A 17052-nucleotide genomic window follows, 5' to 3' on the forward strand; every position below is an offset into this window, starting at 1 on the left:
GCGGTCTATCATGATACCCCAACTTGCAAACCGTGTCGTGGACCCCCGCTTTTCCCCAGGCACAACGGCGCTTGCACGCGCCCGAAGAGGCCCGTACTATCACGCTACTTCACCACCTGGGAAGTGTTTCCGATGGCCCGCGACCGCAAACCACCGGCACACGGTAACGATGCGAACTGGGAACGCGCCCGGCGCATGTTCCAGGCCGGCGCCCCGGAGTTCGTGGAAGCGGTGCGCCAACTCCCCAACGCGGCAGCCCTGGCCACGTTTGCCGAGACGTGGTGGACCGACCCGCGCATTGAAGCCAAACGGCTGCTGTTCACCTACCTCGAACTGCCGTTCAACGCCCCGCGACACGAGGTGCTCGTCAAGCGGCTGTTCAAGTTCGCCGACACCACCGGCGATGACGCCGTGATGGCCCGGTTCCTGACTGGGTTCGATCGCACCATCCGCCGGCGTCGCGTCACGAAGGTGCGTTACAACCACCGCCGCCGCGAGAACGAGCAGTACGAAGCGGTCGTGACCCCGAGCGACACCGTACTCGCACGCGACGACCGCTCGTACAGCGGGCCGTGGTTTACCGCCGACCGGGAACAGTTCACTGCCGGGAAGTTCCTGTTCTCCGTTGCGACGCGGAACTACCTGCGTCGCCGGGCGTGGCGGTACTTTCGGAAACTCGGACGCCAGCACCCCGAGCGGTACATCTCAGCCGTTTGCACGGCGCTCAAACTCTACACCGACGCCGACGCCCCGGACGGCCTCGCGCTGCTCGACAACTGGGGGCTCGTTCACGTCCTGTTCCACCACTCGCCCGTTCTCGACGCGAAGCCGACCGGCTGGCGCGTCGCGGACGGCGGGTCACTGTCGCGTTTGCAACCCGAGCCCATGTTCCGCAAACTGTGGTTGCGGAGCGCCGAGCCGATCTTCGACCTCTTGGTGCGTGCGAGGTGCCGGCCCGTCGCGATGTGGGCGGTGCAGATGCTCCGGAAGCACTTCCCGGAGCGACTGACACAACTCACGCTCGACGAGCTTCTGGAGTGGCTGGTCTCGCCGAGCAGCGTTCTGAACGAACTCGCGCTGGAGGTGCTCGAAAAGCGCGGCGGGCTGGAACAGGTCACGATCGAGCAGTGGTTGCGCATCACCGACGAAGCCCGGACGGACCTGCTCGACCGCATCTGCGAACTGGTGGCGCGGAGTGTTAAACCGGAACAGGTGACGTTCGCCGACGCCGTGGCGCTCGCGATGCAGCGCCCGGTTCCGCTCGCCCGGCTCGGCTTGACGTTCCTTCAAGGGAAGAAGGTCAACACCGCCGAGGAAATCACTGCGGTGTTCGGGCTGCGGAACGCCGAGTGCGAACCCTTGCGCGTCGATCTGGTGAAGTGGGCGTGCGAGGTGCTGAGTTCGCGGACGGACTTCGACCCCGTATGGGTGCTCGAGTTCCTCGACTCGCGCTTTGAAGAGGTGCGTGAGGTGGGCTGGGAGTGGTTCCAGATCGAGCCGCGTGCCCGCGACGCGGTACTGGTGTGGCAGCGCCTCCTGGAATCCCCTTACGACAACATCCGCTTCCGACTGGTCGGTATGCTGGAGGAGCGGATCAAGTCGCGCGACGGTTTTGGGCAGCTTCCGCCGGACCGCGTGCGGTTCCTCTGGGCCACGGTGCTGCTGAACGTCCAGCGCGGCAGCCGGGCAAAGCCGTTCGTGGTGCGCCAGGTCATCGACCGGCTCAGTGCGAGCCCGGACGAGGCCGGCGACCTGCTGCCGATGATCGCGGTCTCGCTGCGGTCGGTGCGCGGGCCGGAGTTCCGCGCCGGGCTGGCGGGGGTGGCGCGATTCGTTGCGAAGAACCCGACGCGCAAGCCTCTGGTGGAGGCGGTATTTCCCGAACTGCAGTGGGGTTGAGTTGTCGATGTTAAATGTGTGCGAGTCGGACACACAGGGCTCCCGCCCTGTGCTACGCTCGGCAACCCCTACGGGGTGCAAAGACTGAGTACACGAACAACAACCGCCGTTGGATTTTCCGCCCCGGAGGGGCCGGTGGACGTAGCACAGGGCGGGAGCCCTGTGCCAACAACTAAGGTGTCCGTCGCGATCCGAGACCTTCTCTGCGGCGTTCCGCCGCGGGTGCAGTTGCTCGCGATTGCGTTCCCCGAGCCGTTGGTCTTTTCGCCGCCCGGGGTACTCCCAGGACGGACTGAATCGACCTGCATCTCCGTCCCGGGAGTACCCCGGGCGGCGTTCGTGAACGACTCGGGTCCACGATTGAAGTCGGTCGCGGCGGACACCGCAATACACGAAGACCGAAGAGCTTTTGACAGGATCAACAGGATTTAACGGGATCGAAAACAAGCGATGCTCTTCGCCTTTTCAATCCCGTTGATCTTGTTAATCCTGTTAAAACTCTTCAACGCCCAGCGCAGTTCGGGAGAGGCTCCGAATGCAACTGAACACGGCGTATCGCGGGCGCAGTGCCGTCGCCCAGACCCCCGTCGGTCTGGCGGTGTCGCTCGCGCCGAACCTGCGCCGCGACCGCGTCAGCTACACGGGCGTGTTGCGCCAGCCGCTTCGGTTCCGCGAAGCCATGTCGGCGCTTCACGACGTGGTCATTTCGGACCTGCGGTTCAAGCCGAAGGACAAGACCGCATACGAGGAGTGGAAGAAGGAAGAGGCCGCGAAAGAAGCCCACATCCGCACCGAGGCCGTGAAGCTCAAACGCGCGGAACTCGAAAAGGAACGTGGCCGCCCCATGCCGCCCGGCCTGGAGCGCAAGTTCCAGCGGTGCCGGCAGCGCTACTGGGACGCGCGGACGCGGTACAGCAACCTGCTGTCGCGCGAAGACCCGGAACTGTGGCGGATGCTGATGCCGTGCGACCCGGTCATCACTGTCAGCCCGGACGTGATGTTCTTCGAGTGTTTCAGCGCGGACGAGAGCAGCTACGGGTGCCTGACTGTCGAGCGGGACGCCTTCGAGGCCGAGCGCGACGTTGCCCTCGGTACCACCAACGTCGATTACTCCTGGCGCCTGTACGAGCACTTCCAGACCATCCGCAGTTACCGCGAGACGCGCTTCACCATCGACCCGCTCGGCTTCGAGGTGCAGACCAGCACCGACGACCCGGCATACCGCGAAGAGAAGATCGACCTGCCGCAGTCGTGGCTCCGCGGGTTCTCGTCGCTTCAAAGCGCAATGAGCCTGCCGATGCGGCGCGTGCCGCTCAGCCGCGAGGCGGTCTATTCGGTGATCGCGTTTCTGACCCGCAACAAGTCCAAGCGGTCGCCCCGGGCCGTGCGCTTCGAGCTGACGCCCGGCCGGCCGGTGAAATTGGTTCTCGAGCCGTGGGACAAGGAGATCGTGGTCCACGACCTGCCGTCTTCTGGGGCGCGGAAAGAGGTGATTCGCACCTGGGGGCGGGACCGGCTCCGCGTGCTCGGGCGACTGCTGCCGCTGCTCGACGGCGTGGACGTGTACCTGCTGGGAACGGGGCTGCCGAGCTTCTGGGTCGCGAAGATGGGGGAAATGAAGCTCACGCTCGGGCTCTCCGGGTGGACCGCCAACGACTGGACGAGTGGCGGCAGTGCCATCGACCAAATCGCACCGCCGGTGGCGCCGTCCAACGACGTGATGCAGGCGATGGCCGCCGCGTTCAGAGACTCCCCGACGTGGACGCTACCGGCGCTGGCCACGAAGACCCGCGGGTCCGAGGCCGCGGTGTCGGCCGGGTTAAACAAGCTCGCCCTGCTGGGGCAAGTGATTCACGACCTCCCGCACGGCGTGTACCGGTGGCGCCAGGTGATGCCGGTGACCCTTTCGGCCGAGGTGATCGGCCCCGAGAACGAGGAGACGGTCGCCGCCCGCGAACTCACGCGCTGGCGGTGCAAGATCAACTCCGACAAGACGGACGCGAAAGGGCAGCGGCAGGTTGTGGGGACGGTCGACGGCCGCTCCACGTCCGAGGTGACGCTGGACGCGGACGACCGCATCGTGGCGGGCAAGTGCGGCTGTTCGTACTTCTACACGGGCGGGCTGCGGAAGGGGCCGTGTCGGCACCTTCAAGCGCTGCGCAACAAGGCGCTGGGCGTCGGCGGGGACGGCGGGACGCTCGACAACTGGTTCCGGCGGTTCACGAACTGACGGCGCCCGGGGCGTAACGGCAAAGGTAAGGGCACCGTGACGAAGCCGGTTCTGCTCGCGGGGGTGCTCGGCGGGGTACTCGGGGGCGCCGGAGCGTTTGTGCTGGGGCGGGCGTTCCCGGCGGCGCCGGCGGTGGTGGTCGAGAAACCGCACGAGGCCCGGCCGTTCGCCGACGACCTGTTCATGAAGCTTCAGAAGGGGCAGGCGGATGAGTTCCTGGCGGCGGTGCGTGTGGGGGACCCCGAATACGACGATGCGGAGTTCGACAAGCTGATCCGCCAGCCGATGCTGCGGGTGCGCGAGGGGGCGGTTCGAGGGTACGGCGGCGCGGGCTCGTTCGAGTTCTTTCGCGAAACGGTCACCGCGCCGGACCTCGTCCGCTTCACGTACCTGGAACGCTACCCGCGCGGGTGCCTCGTGTGGCTGCTGTACTGCTACCGCGGGGCCGGCGGCTGGCACCCGATCGGGCTCAAGTTCCTCAAACCGGATGTCGTGTTGTAAGTGATGAAGTAACAGAGACTACTGAAGCCAAGCGGCCGGCTCCGAGACCTAAACATCCTGCGGCGTTCCGCCGCGGGTGCGGCTGCTTGCGATTGCGTTCCCGGGAGTGTTGTTCGTTTCGCCGGTCGAATTCGTGGCGCTTCCGGCCTGAATCGACCTGCGTCTCCGGAAGGCCACGAATTCGACCGGCGTGGTGAACGCTCTCGGTCCACGATTGAAGTCGGAGCCGGCCGCCTTGTTACCCGCGAGCATCGCTCATGAGCCTCTTCGACTGGGTGTTCCGCCGGAAGCGCGACGCGGACACCCCTCCGGCGCCACCCCCAGCCGCGCCGACTGCTCCCGCTTCTTCGGACAAAGCACCGTCGGGTAACACCACCTCGGGGACTCCGGGGGCGAATGCTCCTCGCTCGTCCGAGGGGAGCGAAGACCAGTACGCCGCGAACGACTTCCTGCCCATTTCGCGTCAGGAGATCGTCGACGCTGCCAAGAAGCACGGGCGCCTGCTCGCCACCGCGTTCCAGTTCGGGCGCCAGAGCATCATCCCGCCCGTCAGCGACCCGCGGACCGAGATCATCGACCGCGCGCTCGTTACGCACGGACTGCTCACGCCCGAAGAACTGAACGAGATCCACCGCGTCGGCGAGGAGTACGAGAAGGTCCGCCCGACCGAGCAGGGCATTGCGGCTGCAGCCGGACTGGCCGGCACCGCCGCCGTGCAAGCGTACCGGGCGGCCAAGGAGGCGGAGAAGGAGCGCAAGAAAAGAGAAGCGGAGCTGCGCAAGAAGGTGCGCGCCGAAGCCGTCTGGCGGCGCCGCACCACCGATATCATTTTTTTGGGGCGTGGTGTGTCGGGGCGGCTCCACCTGCGCTTGAGCGACGAGGGGCGCCTCACGGAACTCGGGTTGCCGGTGATGCACACGCCCGCTGATGTCGCGAACGCCCTCGGCCTCACCGTTCCGCGGCTCCGCTGGCTGGCGTTCCACACCGATGTGGCCACCCGCACGCACTACGTGAAGTTCTCGGTCCCGAAGAAGTCCGGCGGGACGCGCCAGCTCGCCGCGCCGCACAAGAGTTTGAAGGCCGCGCAGCACTGGATTCTGGCGAACGTCGTGAACAAGCTGCCGGTGACCGAGGCCGCGCACGGGTTCGTTGCCGATCGCGGGATCGTGACCAACGCAAACCCGCACGTTTGCAAGGCGTTCGTGGTGAACTTGGACCTGTCGGACTTCTTCCCCTCGATCGCGTTCCCGCGGGTGCGGAGCGCGTTCGAGCGGTACGGCTACTCGGGTTGTGTTGCCACCATTCTTGCGCTGCTCTGCACCGAGTGCCCGCGCGCCGCGGTAACCTATGCCGGAACCAAGTACGAGGCCGCGACCGGCCCGCGCGGGCTACCGCAGGGCGCGCCCACCAGCCCCGGGCTGTCGAACCAAGTCGCGCGCAAGCTCGACAAGCGGCTGCTCGGGGTCGCGACGAAGCTCGGCCTCACCTACACCCGCTACGCCGACGACCTCACCTTCTCCGGTGATGCGGACGCCGCTGCCAAGATCGGCTGGCTGCTTACGAAGGTGCGCCACATCGCCAGCGAGGAAGGGTTCGCCGTCAACGAGAAGAAGACCCGTGTGATGCGCCGCAGCGCGGCCCAGATGGTCACGGGTGTGGTGGTGAACGACAAGCCGTCCGTGTGCCGCGACGAGCTGCGCCGGTTGAGGGCGATTCTGCACCGCGCGAAGTCCGAAGGGCTGGACGCTCAGAACCGCGAAAAGCTGCCGAACTTCCGCGAGTGGCTGCGCGGGAAGATCGCGTTCGTGAGTATGGTCCGCCCGGACGCCGGCGCGAAGCTCAAGGCTCAACTCGACGCCGTGTCGTAATTCATGAAGAGCGTTTGACAGGATCAACAGGATGGACAGGATGTCAAAGGCAATAACTACAGCGTCCTGTCATTGAAATCCTGTCCTTCCTGTTGATCCTGTCAAAAATCAACACGCATTCGCCGCACTGCCACCATTTGAGGTTGTATGCGTTACCTCTCGCTGTTGGTTCTTCTCGTGTGCGCGCCGGCGGCGCGAGCGACCGAGAAACCGAACATCGTCATCGTCCTCACCGACGACATGGGGTTCTCGGATCTCGGTTGCTACGGCGGCGAGATCAGCACTCCGAATCTCGACGCGCTGGCTGCGAACGGGTTGAGGTTCACGCAGTTCTACAACACCGCGCGGTGCTGCCCGACGCGGGCGTCACTGCTCACCGGGCTGTACCCGCACCAGGCGGGCGTCGGTCACATGGTCAACGACAAGGGTGAGAAGTTCCCCGGCTATCGTGGAGACCTGAACAAGAACTGCGTCACGCTTGCGGAAGCGGTGAAGCCGGCCGGATACCGCGCGTACGCGGTCGGCAAGTGGCACGTCACGCCCCACACCGGTCCGAAGGCGCCGAACCACAACTGGCCGCTTCAGCGCGGGTTCGACCGGTACTACGGCACCATCCAGGGCGCCGGGAGCTTCTTCGATCCGGCCTCGCTCACCCGCGACAACACACAGATTTCGGCGTTCGCGGATCCGGAGTATCAGCCGAAGACCTACTACTACACCGACGCCATCTCCGACCACGCGGTGCGCTTCGTCGCCGATCACGATAAGGAGCACAAGGACAAACCGCTGCTACTGTACGTCGCCTACACCGCGGCGCACTGGCCGATGCACGCGCTCCCGGAAGACATCGCGAAGTACAAGGGGAAGTACGGGAACGGGTACGATCCCGTGCGAAAGGCTCGGTTCGAGAAAGCCGCGAAGCTGGGCCTCATCGACCCCAAGCAGGGGATGGCGCCCGGCGCCGGCGACTGGAACGCAGTCGCGGATAAGAACTGGGAGGCCGCCGGGATGGAGGTGTACGCGGCGATGGTGGACCGGATGGACGCGGGCGTTGGGAAGATCGTCGCCGAACTGAAACGCACCGGGCGGTTCGACAACACGCTGATCCTGTACATGCAGGACAACGGCGGGTGCGCCGAACTTCAGGGGCGCACGGGGAACAAAAACCACCCGAACATCGACCGCCCGGAGAAGCCGACCCTCCCGCCGCTGAAGGCCGACGCCCTCTTGCCATCGGGGAGCGTGCCGCCGCAGACCCGTGACGGGTTTCCGGTGCGCATGGGGCCGAAGGTGATGCCCGGGGCCGCGGACACGTACCTCGCCTACGGCCGCGGGTGGGCCAACGTGTCGAATACCCCGTTCCGCGAATACAAGCACTGGGTCCACGAGGGCGGCATCAGCACCCCGCTCATCGCGTCGTGGCCGAAGGGCATTGCCGCGAGGGGCGAGTTGCGCACCCAGCCCGGGCACCTCGTGGACGTGATGGCGACCTGCATCGAACTGAGCGGCGCGCCGTACCCGGCTGCGGTCGGCGCGCAGGCGATTACACCGCTCGAGGGCAAGAGCCTCGTTCCGGCGTTCGCGAACAAACCGCTCGCGCGCGAGGCGATCTACTGGGAACACGAGGGCAACCGGGCGGTGCGCGCCGGGGACTGGAAGCTGGTCGCGAAGGGGCCGGGCGGGAAATGGGAACTGTACAACATCAAGGACGACCGCACCGAGTCGAGCGACCTCGCCGCAAAGCAACCCGACAAGTTAAAGGAACTCGTCGCGAAGTGGGAGGCGTGGGCCGTTCGCGCGAAGGTCGTCCCGTGGATCTCGACGCCAGAATACAAACTGAGCAAGTGATTCCTTTCTGAGGTTTGCTATGCGACTTCTCCTCGCCTTAACAGCCCTGGCCGTTGCGGCGGTGCCAGTGGCTTCCGCCGCCGATTCCAAACACCCCGGCTACCGCATCCTCGCGCAGGACAAGGGGCACGTTGCGATCGTCGGCGCCGACGGCAAAGTGGAATGGGAGATCGAGTGCAAGCACAACTCCCACGACGCTCACCTGCTCCCGAACGGCAACCTGCTGCTCCACACCGCGCCGACCGTGGTGACCGAGTACACGCCCAAGAAGGAAGTGGTTTGGAAGTACGACGCGAAGCAGAAGGAGGGTTACAAGGGGCGCGTGGAGGTTCACGCCTTCCAGCGCCTCGCCGACGGTAACACGCTGGTCGCCGAGAGCGGCAACCGGCGCATCGTTGAGGTGAACAAGGACGGCAAGATCGTGAAGGAGATCGCCCTCCAGGTGAACCGCCCGGACCCGCACCGCGACACCCGCATGGTCCGCAAGCTCGACACCGGTAACTACCTCGTGTGCCACGAGGGCGATGGCGCGGTGCGCGAGTACGACACGGCCGGGAAAATCGTGTGGGAGTACAAGCTCGACCTGGGCGGGCGCAAGGAGTCGCCCGGCCACGGCCCCGAGGGGCACGGAACCGCGGTGTACGGCGCCATCCGACTTGCGAACGGCAACACGCTGATTTCCGGCGGTAACAACAACCGCGTGCTCGAAGTCGATAAGGACGGGAAGATCGTGTGGAGCATCGACCAGAAGGAGCTGGACGGGATCACGCTGGCGTGGGTGACGACGCTGCACGTCCTGCCGAACGGGAACGTGATCGTCGGCAACTGCCACGCCGGCGACGGGAACCCGCAACTGTTCGAGGTGACGCGCGACAAGAAGGTGGTCTGGCGGTTCAAGGACTTCCGTACCTTCGGTAACAGCTTGGCCGCCGCGCACGTGCTCGACATCAAGGACGTGCGCCGCTGAGCGACAGCAAAGAACTCGTCGGCGAGGAGGACGGTCCGAACGGGCGACCCTCGCTCGCCGTGGGCCAAAGGTCGACGCGCTCCCGCAACCATAGAAAAACAACTGCCGCAGGGCAGGGTGTAAGTTAACCAGGAGTCGCCCCGGGAACGCCTCTCATGGCCGAAGACCTTCGCGCCGCACTGAACCGCGCCCTCTGCGATGAACTCGACGCAGCATTGTCGCGAATTAATCACTGCGTCGGTCAGCTCACCGACGCCCAGGTGTGGTGGCGCCCGCCCGAAGGCACGAACGCCATCGGGAACTTGGTCCTGCACCTCGCAGGCAACATCCGGCAAATGATCCATGCCAACCTCACCGGCGCGGAAGACACCCGCAACCGGCCGGCCGAGTTTGAGGCCCGCGATGCGGCCCCGAAAGACGTGCTCCTGGCAACGATAACCTCGGCCGTCGCCCTTGCTCGCGACGCCGTCACCGGCGCGACCGACGAGCGGCTGACCGAACGGCGGCGGGTAAACAACTTCGACTGGACCGGCATTGAGGCCGTGGTCCGCAGCGTCGCCCACTTCCGCGGGCACACGCAGGAAATCATCCACATCACCCGGACCGTCCTCGGCGACGCGTACCAGTTCGCCGGGGCACGCTGAAAGGATTCCGCCAATGGGTGAGACACGGGAAGGGCCGCAACCGGCCACCCCCGACGAGGTGAACCGGCTCTGGGCGCACGGGATGCACGAGGAGCGGCTGTTCCACGACCGTCTCAACTACTTCTCCTTCCTGGAAATGGGGCTGCTGACCATTTGCGGGATCATGTACAACAAGGAGTCGGCGATCGGGTTCTTCCTGCCCATCACCGTCGTCGGGATGCTGTTCACGTTCTTGTGGTTCGTGATCCAGCGGCGGCACTGGGCCTACTGCGTCCACGTCAACGAGCGCATCAAGCACCTTGTGCCCGAGTACAAAGCCACACTGGAAGCCTGTGCCGGGAAGCGCGGCGGGCTGTCCATCTCGGCGCCGCTCGCGCTGTCGGTCCCGGCTCTGTTCGCTCTGACATGGGTCGCGTTCCTCACGTGGATTCTGTTCCGCGACCGTCCGGCCCCGACCGCGGACGGCCTGACCGTCGAGCGGGTTATACTGGTGCTGATCGCCGGCGCGATCGGGTGGCTCGTTTACCGCATGCGGCACTTGGAGCGCGCGGTCCGGTCCCATTGGCAGATGCGGAAGTGAGAGCCGCGCATGGCACACCCTGACGGACCCGCATGACGATGACGATTACGTTCACCACCCGTCGGGGAATGTGGCGTTGGGGAAGATCGCCTGCGCGTCGCGCAACAACTCGCGCCGGCCCGCCGCGTCGTAGCGGTCCGAGAAGTGGAACAGGATCAGCCGACCGATCTCGGCGCGCGCCGCCATCGTCGCAACCTCTTCGCTCGTCGAGTGCTTCACCGCATCGGCGAGGTCCGTGTCAGTCGCCCGGTACTGGCTCTCACACACCACCGTCGTCACGCCGCGGAGCCACGCCGCGAGTACATTGGCGGTGGCCGGCGTGAGCCGGAAATCCGTCAAATACGCGATCGACGCCCCGCGCGTCGTTACCAGCACTTCCCGTTGCAGCGCGGCGAGGTCGTGGGCGGTGCCGTTCACCTCAATGGTCTCGCCCGGTCGGGCCGGCGCCCCTCGCAGCCGTTTCAGCCAGGGACCGGGCGCGAACCCTTTCGCGGCGAGCACCGCGGTATCGACGTTCACCCGATCGTGTTCGCGCACCAAGTACCCCACCGATGGTGTCCCGTGGTCGAGGAGCGTGGCTTCGAGCGTGAAGCCGTCTCCTTCGAGGATTTCACGGCCGTACCGTGTCAGTTCCGACCGAGGGTGCGCTGTGCGAAACGCCTCTTTGGTGAGGTAACGAGTGGTGCGAACCGTCTCCGGCGCCACCTCCGACACGAGCCACTCGCCCTGTTGCTTCTCGTCCACGAGGTTCCACATGAACCCGCGGAACCGGTTCTGAATGATCTCCGCGCTGCCGTGCGGCACCCAGATGCGGTTCTCCTTGGCCGTGCGGTCGAAGTTGATGCGGAAGAACAGGTCGAACCCGGCCACATGATCCATGTGCAGGTGCGAGAAGCAGAGGTGGTCGACCTCGCGCAACTCGGACGGGCCGAGCTGGTGCGGGCACCCGTCGCCGCAGTCGAACAGCAGCCGGGTCTGGGACTGGCCGGTGTCGACCTTCACGAACAGCGCGTTGTCCCGCTGCGGCCCGCCCAGCACTTCAAACGTCAGGGGCATGACCTTTACTCAATGCTCAAGAGAAAGAGCTATTTCCCAAATAAGGCCGTGTTCACCGCAGAGGGCGGAGAGAAAACAGGAGATGCTTGGGAAAACAAAGCCGTTCACTCGCTCTTCTGTTTTCATCTCTGCGCCCTCTCGTGCCCTCTGCGGTGAACACCTCTTAAATTGGCGTCTCGTCAGCCCGGGCGTTCCTCGAACCGCAGGTGGCGGACCGACGTGCCGAAGTCGCGCAGCTCCATCAGGGCCGTGATCCCGAGATCCAGGTGCTTGCGAACGTACATCTCGGTCACGGTAGCGTCGCTCTTGGAGGTCTTCACGCCCTCCGGCGTCATCGGGTTGTCGGACACCAGCAGGAGGGCGCCTTTCGGAATCCGGTTCACGAACCCGACCACGTAAATCGTGGCGGTCTCCATGTCGATGGCGCTGGCCCGGATGTCGCGCAGGTACTGTTTGAACCGCTCGTCGTGCTCCCACACCCGGCGGTTGGTGGTGTACACGGTGCCGGACCAGTAATCGACGTCGTGCTTGCTGCTGGCCGCCGCCACCGCCGCCTGGAGGCGGAACGACGGCAGCGCGGGCACTTCCGCCGGCAGATAGTCGTGGCTCGTGCCCTCGCCGCGGATCGCCGCGATGGGGAGGATGAAGTCGCCGACCTTGATGCTTTTGAGCCCGCCGCATTTGCCGAGAAACAGCACCCCCTTGGGTTCGATCGCGGAAAGCAGGTCCATGACCGTTGCGGCCATTGCGCTGCCCATGCCGAAGTTGAGAATGGTGATGTTCTCGGCGGTCGCAGAGGTCATCGGCCGGTCGCGGCCCATGACCTCGACGCCGTAGCGTTCGGCGAACAGGTCGACGTAGTGGGCGAAGTTGGTCAGCAGGATGTACTTCCCGAACTGCTCGATCGGCCGCCCGGTGTACCGCGGCAACCAGTCCAGCACGATCTCCGCTTTGGTCTTCAAGACGCGGGCCTCCGGGGATCGAGTTCCGCACGCCGGGCGTTCCGCCGTGCATCGTCATCAGGTCGACTTCAGTCGTTTAAACGGCTCTACGTTCGGGGCAATGCTGCGGGCGGCGGGAACCGATCGTAAGGGTGAATGCCGCAAGTTATTCAAAATTCAAGCTTTGTAGCTGCCTGTCCCGGTGACGGGTGTCGCCACCACCCGGTCGCGCGTACCACCTTTGAGGATTGCACACGCGATTCCCGGGTAGCAACCTGGCATCGAACGGGTAGCGAACGGCCAGCGTTCCGCCCGCGAGTGTCCCGTCCGCGCCCCACCGGCGGGGCTGCAGAAGGCGCTTTACACCACGACTCCATGAACCCTGGTGTCGGCGCGTCCGGGCGCGCATCGGACCGGCACGGGCGACTCGCCCGACCATCGCTCGTACACGCCACCACCACGCCGGCCCGGTAACCGCGCTCTCCCAATAGTACCGATGGCAGGAGCGGGTGTCGGCGGCGAATCGCGCCTCCTGATCGCATCGATTCGCCGACCGGACTACTTCGGTCGTACAGGGGACCGGGACCGTGATTACTCCTCCATTCAATGCGGTTGGAGCTGTTGTGTCGTGTGCCGTGGGTTGGTACGATTGGCGAGGGGTGGGGAGCCGAGCCGATGCCGAATACGCCGAACGTCAAGTACTTCAAGCGACACCGGATGGAGCTGGCGTTGCGGCACCCGGTGCCTCCGTGGACCTTGCCGGCGGGCTTCTCGTGGGTCCCCTGGAGCGACGCGCTGCTGGCCATGCACGCCGAGGTGAAGTACCAGAGCTTCCACAGCGAGACGGACGCGTTCGTGTTTCCCTCGCTCGGCACCCGTACCGGCTGCCACGACCTGATGGCCGCGATCCGGTACCGCCCCGATTTTTGCCCGCAGGCGACGTGGCTGCTCGCCGCGCCCAACGGCTACGCGGGCACCGTCCAGGGGCTGTTCGACGAGAACCGCCACGGCGGGATTCAGAACCTCGGCGTGGTGCCCGAGTACCGCGGGCGCGGGCTCGGTCGCGCGCTGCTGTTGCGGGCGCTCGAGGGGTTTCACTCGGTTGGTGTGCGGCACGCGTTCCTGGAGGTGACCGCGACCAACGCCTCCGCGGTCCACACGTACCGCTCCGTCGGCTTCCGGTCGGTGAAGACACTCTACCGGGCGGTCGAACTGCCGGACCCGGACACCGCGGGCGTTGGGTTGTGACGCGTCGGTTCGTAGAATGCCGAACGCACCGATCCGCCGCGCATGGAACAGGATGGCCCGTCGTGGGACAACAGGTCTACCAGCACACGCTTTCGAACGGCCTGGTGTTGTTGGCGGAACGCATGGATCACGTGCGTTCGGTCGCCGTCAACTTCCTCATTCCCGCGGGCGCGGCGTTCGATCCCGACGGTCAGTTCGGGATCGCGAGCGTGCTCGCCGAGATGCTGACCCGCGGCGCCGGTGAGCGCGACAGCCGCCAACTGTCCCTCGCGCTCGACAACCTCGGCGTGGACCGCAGTGAGAGCGCCGGGGTGGTGAACCTGCGGCTCGGCGGTTCGGCGCTGGCCCGCAACGTTCTCCCGCTGCTCGACATCTACGCCGACATCCTGCTCCGCCCGCGGCTTCCGGAGGAGGAGCTTGAGCCGGTCCAGTCGCTCGCCCTGCAGGAGATCGAGAGCCTAGAGGACTCGCCGCAGGGTAAGGTGATGGTGGAGCTGCACCGCCGGCACTACCCGGCGCCGCTGAACAAGGACCGCCGCGGCCGCGCCGAGGACCTCGAGTCGCTCACCATCCAGGCGGTCCGGGCGCAGTACGAGAAGTTCATCCGCCCGAACCGCGCGATCCTGTCGGTGGCCGGTAACATCGAGTGGGAGCCGCTGAAGGCGCGCGTGGAGCAACTGTTCGGCGGCTGGTCGCCCGGCGACATTCCCGACGTGGTGCCGCAACCGCACCAGCCGACATCGGCGCACCTGAACAAGGACTCGGCACAAACGCAGATCGCGTTCGCGTACCCGAGCGTGCCGATGGGCCACCCGGACTACTTCGCGGCCCGTGCGGCCGAGGGCGTGTTGTCCGGCGGCATGAGCGCCCGGCTGTTCACGGAGGTGCGTGAGAAGCGCGGGCTGTGCTACTCGGTCGGGGTGCGGCACGAGACGTTCCGCGACCGCGGCACGATGATCGGTTACGCCGGCACGGGCCCCGACCGTGCGCAGCAGACGCTCGACGTGACCCTCGCCGAGCTGCGGAAGCTGAAGGACGGCGTGACCGCCGACGAGATCGATCGCGTGAAGGCCGGGCTGAAGTCGTCGCTCATCATGGCGGAAGAGTCCACCGGGGCGCGGGCCAGCAGCATCGCCAGCGACTGGTACTTCCTTGGCCGGGTGCGCTCGTTCGACGAGATCCAAGCGGGCATCAACGCCCTGACCCCGGCCGCGGTGATGGCCCACCTGGAACGCTACCCGGTGCGCGACGTGACGCTGGTCACGCTCGGGCGCCACCCGCTCACGATCCCCGCTTGAGGTTGAGCATGTCGGACCGCACCCGCTCAGTTGTGCACGAGCCGGACGAGATCGCCGCGCCCCTCGTCTTTGTCTACCTGTGTGGCGTGCTCGTCTGTCTGAGCGCCGCCCTCGCATGGGTGTACCACTTCCGCGGGTACGCCTAGCCAACAAGGGGCCGGGCGCCCCGCACGTGCCACCCGTAACATACCGCACCCCCGGTCCGCGCGGCGGGGCTCGCAGAGAGGTTGTCATGCCGTTTCACTCGTACCGCCTTCCGAACGGGCTCCAGATCATCGGCGAAACGAGCCCCGCCGCGCGGTCCGTCGCGGTCGGGTTCTTCGTGAAGACCGGCGCCCGCGACGAGACCGCCGTTGAAGCCGGGGTGTCGCACTTCCTCGAACACATGATGTTCAAGGGGACCGCGCGGCGCACCGCCGAGCAGGTGAACCTCGATTTCGACCGCATCGGGGCCAGCAACAACGCCTCCACCAGCGAGGAGAACACCGTCTACTACGCCGCGGTGCTGCCCGAGTACCTGCCGCAGGTGGTGGACGTGCTGGCCGACATGCTGCGGCCCAGCTTGCGCCAGGACGACTTCGACACCGAGAAGAAGGTGATTCTCGAAGAGATCAAGTTGTACGACGACCAACCGGATTCCGTGATGGCGGACCACGCCCGGCGGCTGTACTACAAGTCGCACCCGCTCGGGAACTCGGTCCTGGGCACGCTCGAAAGCGTCGGCGCGCTGACCCGCGACCAGATGTACGCCTACTTCTCGCGCCGCTACGCCGCCAACAACATCGTCGTTTCCGCCGCCGGCAACTTCGACTGGCAGCAGTTCGTCGACCTTGTCACCAAAGCGTGTTCCGAGTGGAACACGGATGTCGTGGGGCGCGACAACCGGACCGAGTGGGCCGGTGAGCCGGGGTTCCACCTGCTGACGCGGGAGACCGTTCAGCAGCAGTACGCGCTGTTCGTGGGCGGCGGGCCGCCCGCGGACTCGAACATGCGGTACGCAGCCGACGTGCTGGCGCTGGCCGTCGGCGATTACACCGGCAGCCGGCTGTACTGGGAACTGGTGGACCCGGGGCACGCGGAGTCCGCCGACTTCGGGTACGCGGAGAACGACGGGAGCGGGGCCATCTTCGTGTCCCTCACGTGCGAGCCCGAGGGCACCGCGGAGAACCTCGAGCGGGTCGAGAAGATCCTGAAAGAGGTTCAGCGGAACGGGATCACGGACGAAGAGTTCCAGCAGGCGAAGAACAAGATCCTGTCGCGGATCGTGCGCCGGAGCGAGCGCCCGATGGGACGGATGATGGCGCTGGCGTCGATGTGGACGTACACCGGCGAGTACCGCGATGTGGACACCGAGGTCGCGCGCTTCGACGCGGTTACGCAGGCGGACATTCGGGCATACCTGGACGCCTACCCGATCGACCGGAACATGGTGGTATCACTCGGGCCGCTGAAGGAGTTGAACGGCGTCACTGGCACCGCCGTTCCAAGTCTCGGCTGATCGCCGCATCCGGCGAGATCAATGCCGTCGCGCGCTGGATCAGGTTCGTCCCTGATCCAGCGCGCCGGATTCCAGTTCCCCAAGTCACACACGCTGATCCCAGCCGCTTGCGGCTCCTGCGGACCCATCCTTCGCTCCGAGCGAGATGCCAAGAGATGGCAGATGCAGATACGAGGATAAAGCACCAAGGCCACTCATCCAACGTCGCGTTGGATGAGTGGCCTTGGTGCTTGCCTTTTCAGGCTTCAGAAGTTGCGGCGGTTGGATTTGAACCAACGACCTCCAGGTTATGAGCCTGGCGAGCTGACCGGGCTGCTCCACGCCGCGTCTTGTGAAGATATCTTACTCTCCTCATGGACGATCGGAAAGGGGCACTCGTTGGTCCGTTCGGAATCTTTCAGACGCCTTGCGCAACCTCGACCGAGAAATTGACCCGGCGGGCGGTGCAACCTATGATGAGACGGACACTTTCGT

At 65.8% G+C, this 17052-nt stretch carries 14 protein-coding genes and 1 tRNA gene; 12 read left to right on the forward strand and 3 right to left on the reverse strand.

Annotated features, from left to right (window positions below; all coding sequences use genetic code 11):
* Window positions 1–132: 132 nt before the first annotated feature.
* The 8 genes from GobsT_RS13770 to GobsT_RS13805 all read left to right on the forward strand — a co-directional run bounded on the left by GobsT_RS13770 (window position 133) and on the right by GobsT_RS13805 (window position 10537).
* On the forward strand, window positions 133–1899 hold the full coding sequence (locus tag GobsT_RS13770) for a hypothetical protein (RefSeq protein ID WP_010047145.1): 1767 nt from the start codon (window positions 133–135) through the stop codon (window positions 1897–1899).
* Window positions 1900–2434: 535 nt separating this feature from the next.
* Entirely contained in the window at window positions 2435–4129 is a 1695-nt protein-coding gene (locus tag GobsT_RS13775; RefSeq protein ID WP_010047148.1) for a hypothetical protein, read from the forward strand.
* A gap of 36 nt (window positions 4130–4165) precedes the next feature.
* A complete protein-coding gene (locus GobsT_RS13780) occupies window positions 4166–4630 on the forward strand; it encodes a hypothetical protein (RefSeq protein WP_010047149.1) in 465 nt (154 codons plus the stop codon).
* 257 nt (window positions 4631–4887) lie between these two features.
* The gene (locus GobsT_RS13785) at window positions 4888–6498 is read left to right on the forward strand and encodes a reverse transcriptase family protein (RefSeq protein ID WP_010038241.1); all 1611 of its coding nucleotides are present in this window, start codon (window positions 4888–4890) and stop codon (window positions 6496–6498) included.
* A 147-nt stretch (window positions 6499–6645) separates the two neighbouring features.
* Window positions 6646–8346: an arylsulfatase gene (locus GobsT_RS13790; RefSeq protein WP_010038243.1), complete on the forward strand. Its 1701-nt coding sequence runs from the start codon at window positions 6646–6648 to the stop codon at window positions 8344–8346.
* Window positions 8347–8365: 19 nt separating this feature from the next.
* Window positions 8366–9313 carry an outer membrane protein assembly factor BamB family protein gene (locus tag GobsT_RS13795; protein WP_010038245.1) on the forward strand — a complete coding sequence of 316 codons (948 nt, stop codon included), beginning with the start codon at window positions 8366–8368 and terminating at the stop codon, window positions 9311–9313.
* A 155-nt stretch (window positions 9314–9468) separates the two neighbouring features.
* Window positions 9469–9957: a DUF1572 family protein gene (locus GobsT_RS13800; RefSeq protein WP_010038247.1), complete on the forward strand. Its 489-nt coding sequence runs from the start codon at window positions 9469–9471 to the stop codon at window positions 9955–9957.
* 13 nt (window positions 9958–9970) lie between these two features.
* Window positions 9971–10537, forward strand: a complete 567-nt coding sequence (locus GobsT_RS13805; protein ID WP_010038249.1) for a RipA family octameric membrane protein — start codon at window positions 9971–9973, stop codon at window positions 10535–10537.
* Between the two features lie 51 nt (window positions 10538–10588).
* Here GobsT_RS13805 and GobsT_RS13810 read toward each other — a convergent pair whose 3' ends face one another.
* A complete protein-coding gene (locus GobsT_RS13810) occupies window positions 10589–11593 on the reverse strand; it encodes an MBL fold metallo-hydrolase (protein WP_010038251.1) in 1005 nt (334 codons plus the stop codon).
* Window positions 11594–11772: 179 nt separating this feature from the next.
* On the reverse strand, window positions 11773–12555 hold the full coding sequence (locus tag GobsT_RS13815) for an AMP nucleosidase (protein ID WP_010038255.1): 783 nt from the start codon (window positions 12553–12555) through the stop codon (window positions 11773–11775).
* 654 nt (window positions 12556–13209) lie between these two features.
* Between GobsT_RS13815 and GobsT_RS13820 the strand changes: the two genes are divergently transcribed.
* From GobsT_RS13820 to GobsT_RS13830, 4 genes are all read left to right on the forward strand, one after another.
* Complete coding sequence (locus GobsT_RS13820) at window positions 13210–13782, forward strand: GNAT family N-acetyltransferase (protein ID WP_010038258.1); 573 nt, start codon at window positions 13210–13212, stop codon at window positions 13780–13782.
* Window positions 13783–13904: 122 nt separating this feature from the next.
* A complete protein-coding gene (locus tag GobsT_RS13825) occupies window positions 13905–15080 on the forward strand; it encodes a M16 family metallopeptidase (RefSeq protein ID WP_109571519.1) in 1176 nt (391 codons plus the stop codon).
* Between the two features lie 8 nt (window positions 15081–15088).
* Window positions 15089–15226: a hypothetical protein gene (locus GobsT_RS37760; protein WP_010038263.1), complete on the forward strand. Its 138-nt coding sequence runs from the start codon at window positions 15089–15091 to the stop codon at window positions 15224–15226.
* A gap of 86 nt (window positions 15227–15312) precedes the next feature.
* Complete coding sequence (locus GobsT_RS13830; protein ID WP_010038265.1) at window positions 15313–16578, forward strand: M16 family metallopeptidase; 1266 nt, start codon at window positions 15313–15315, stop codon at window positions 16576–16578.
* Window positions 16579–16830: 252 nt separating this feature from the next.
* Here the strand turns inward: GobsT_RS13830 and GobsT_RS13835 are convergent.
* Window positions 16831–16905, reverse strand: a tRNA-Met gene (locus GobsT_RS13835).
* Between the last annotated feature and the right edge of the window lie 147 nt (window positions 16906–17052).

The organism is Gemmata obscuriglobus (assembly GCF_008065095.1).
In the GTDB taxonomy this organism is placed as follows: Bacteria; Planctomycetota; Planctomycetia; order Gemmatales; family Gemmataceae; genus Gemmata; species Gemmata obscuriglobus.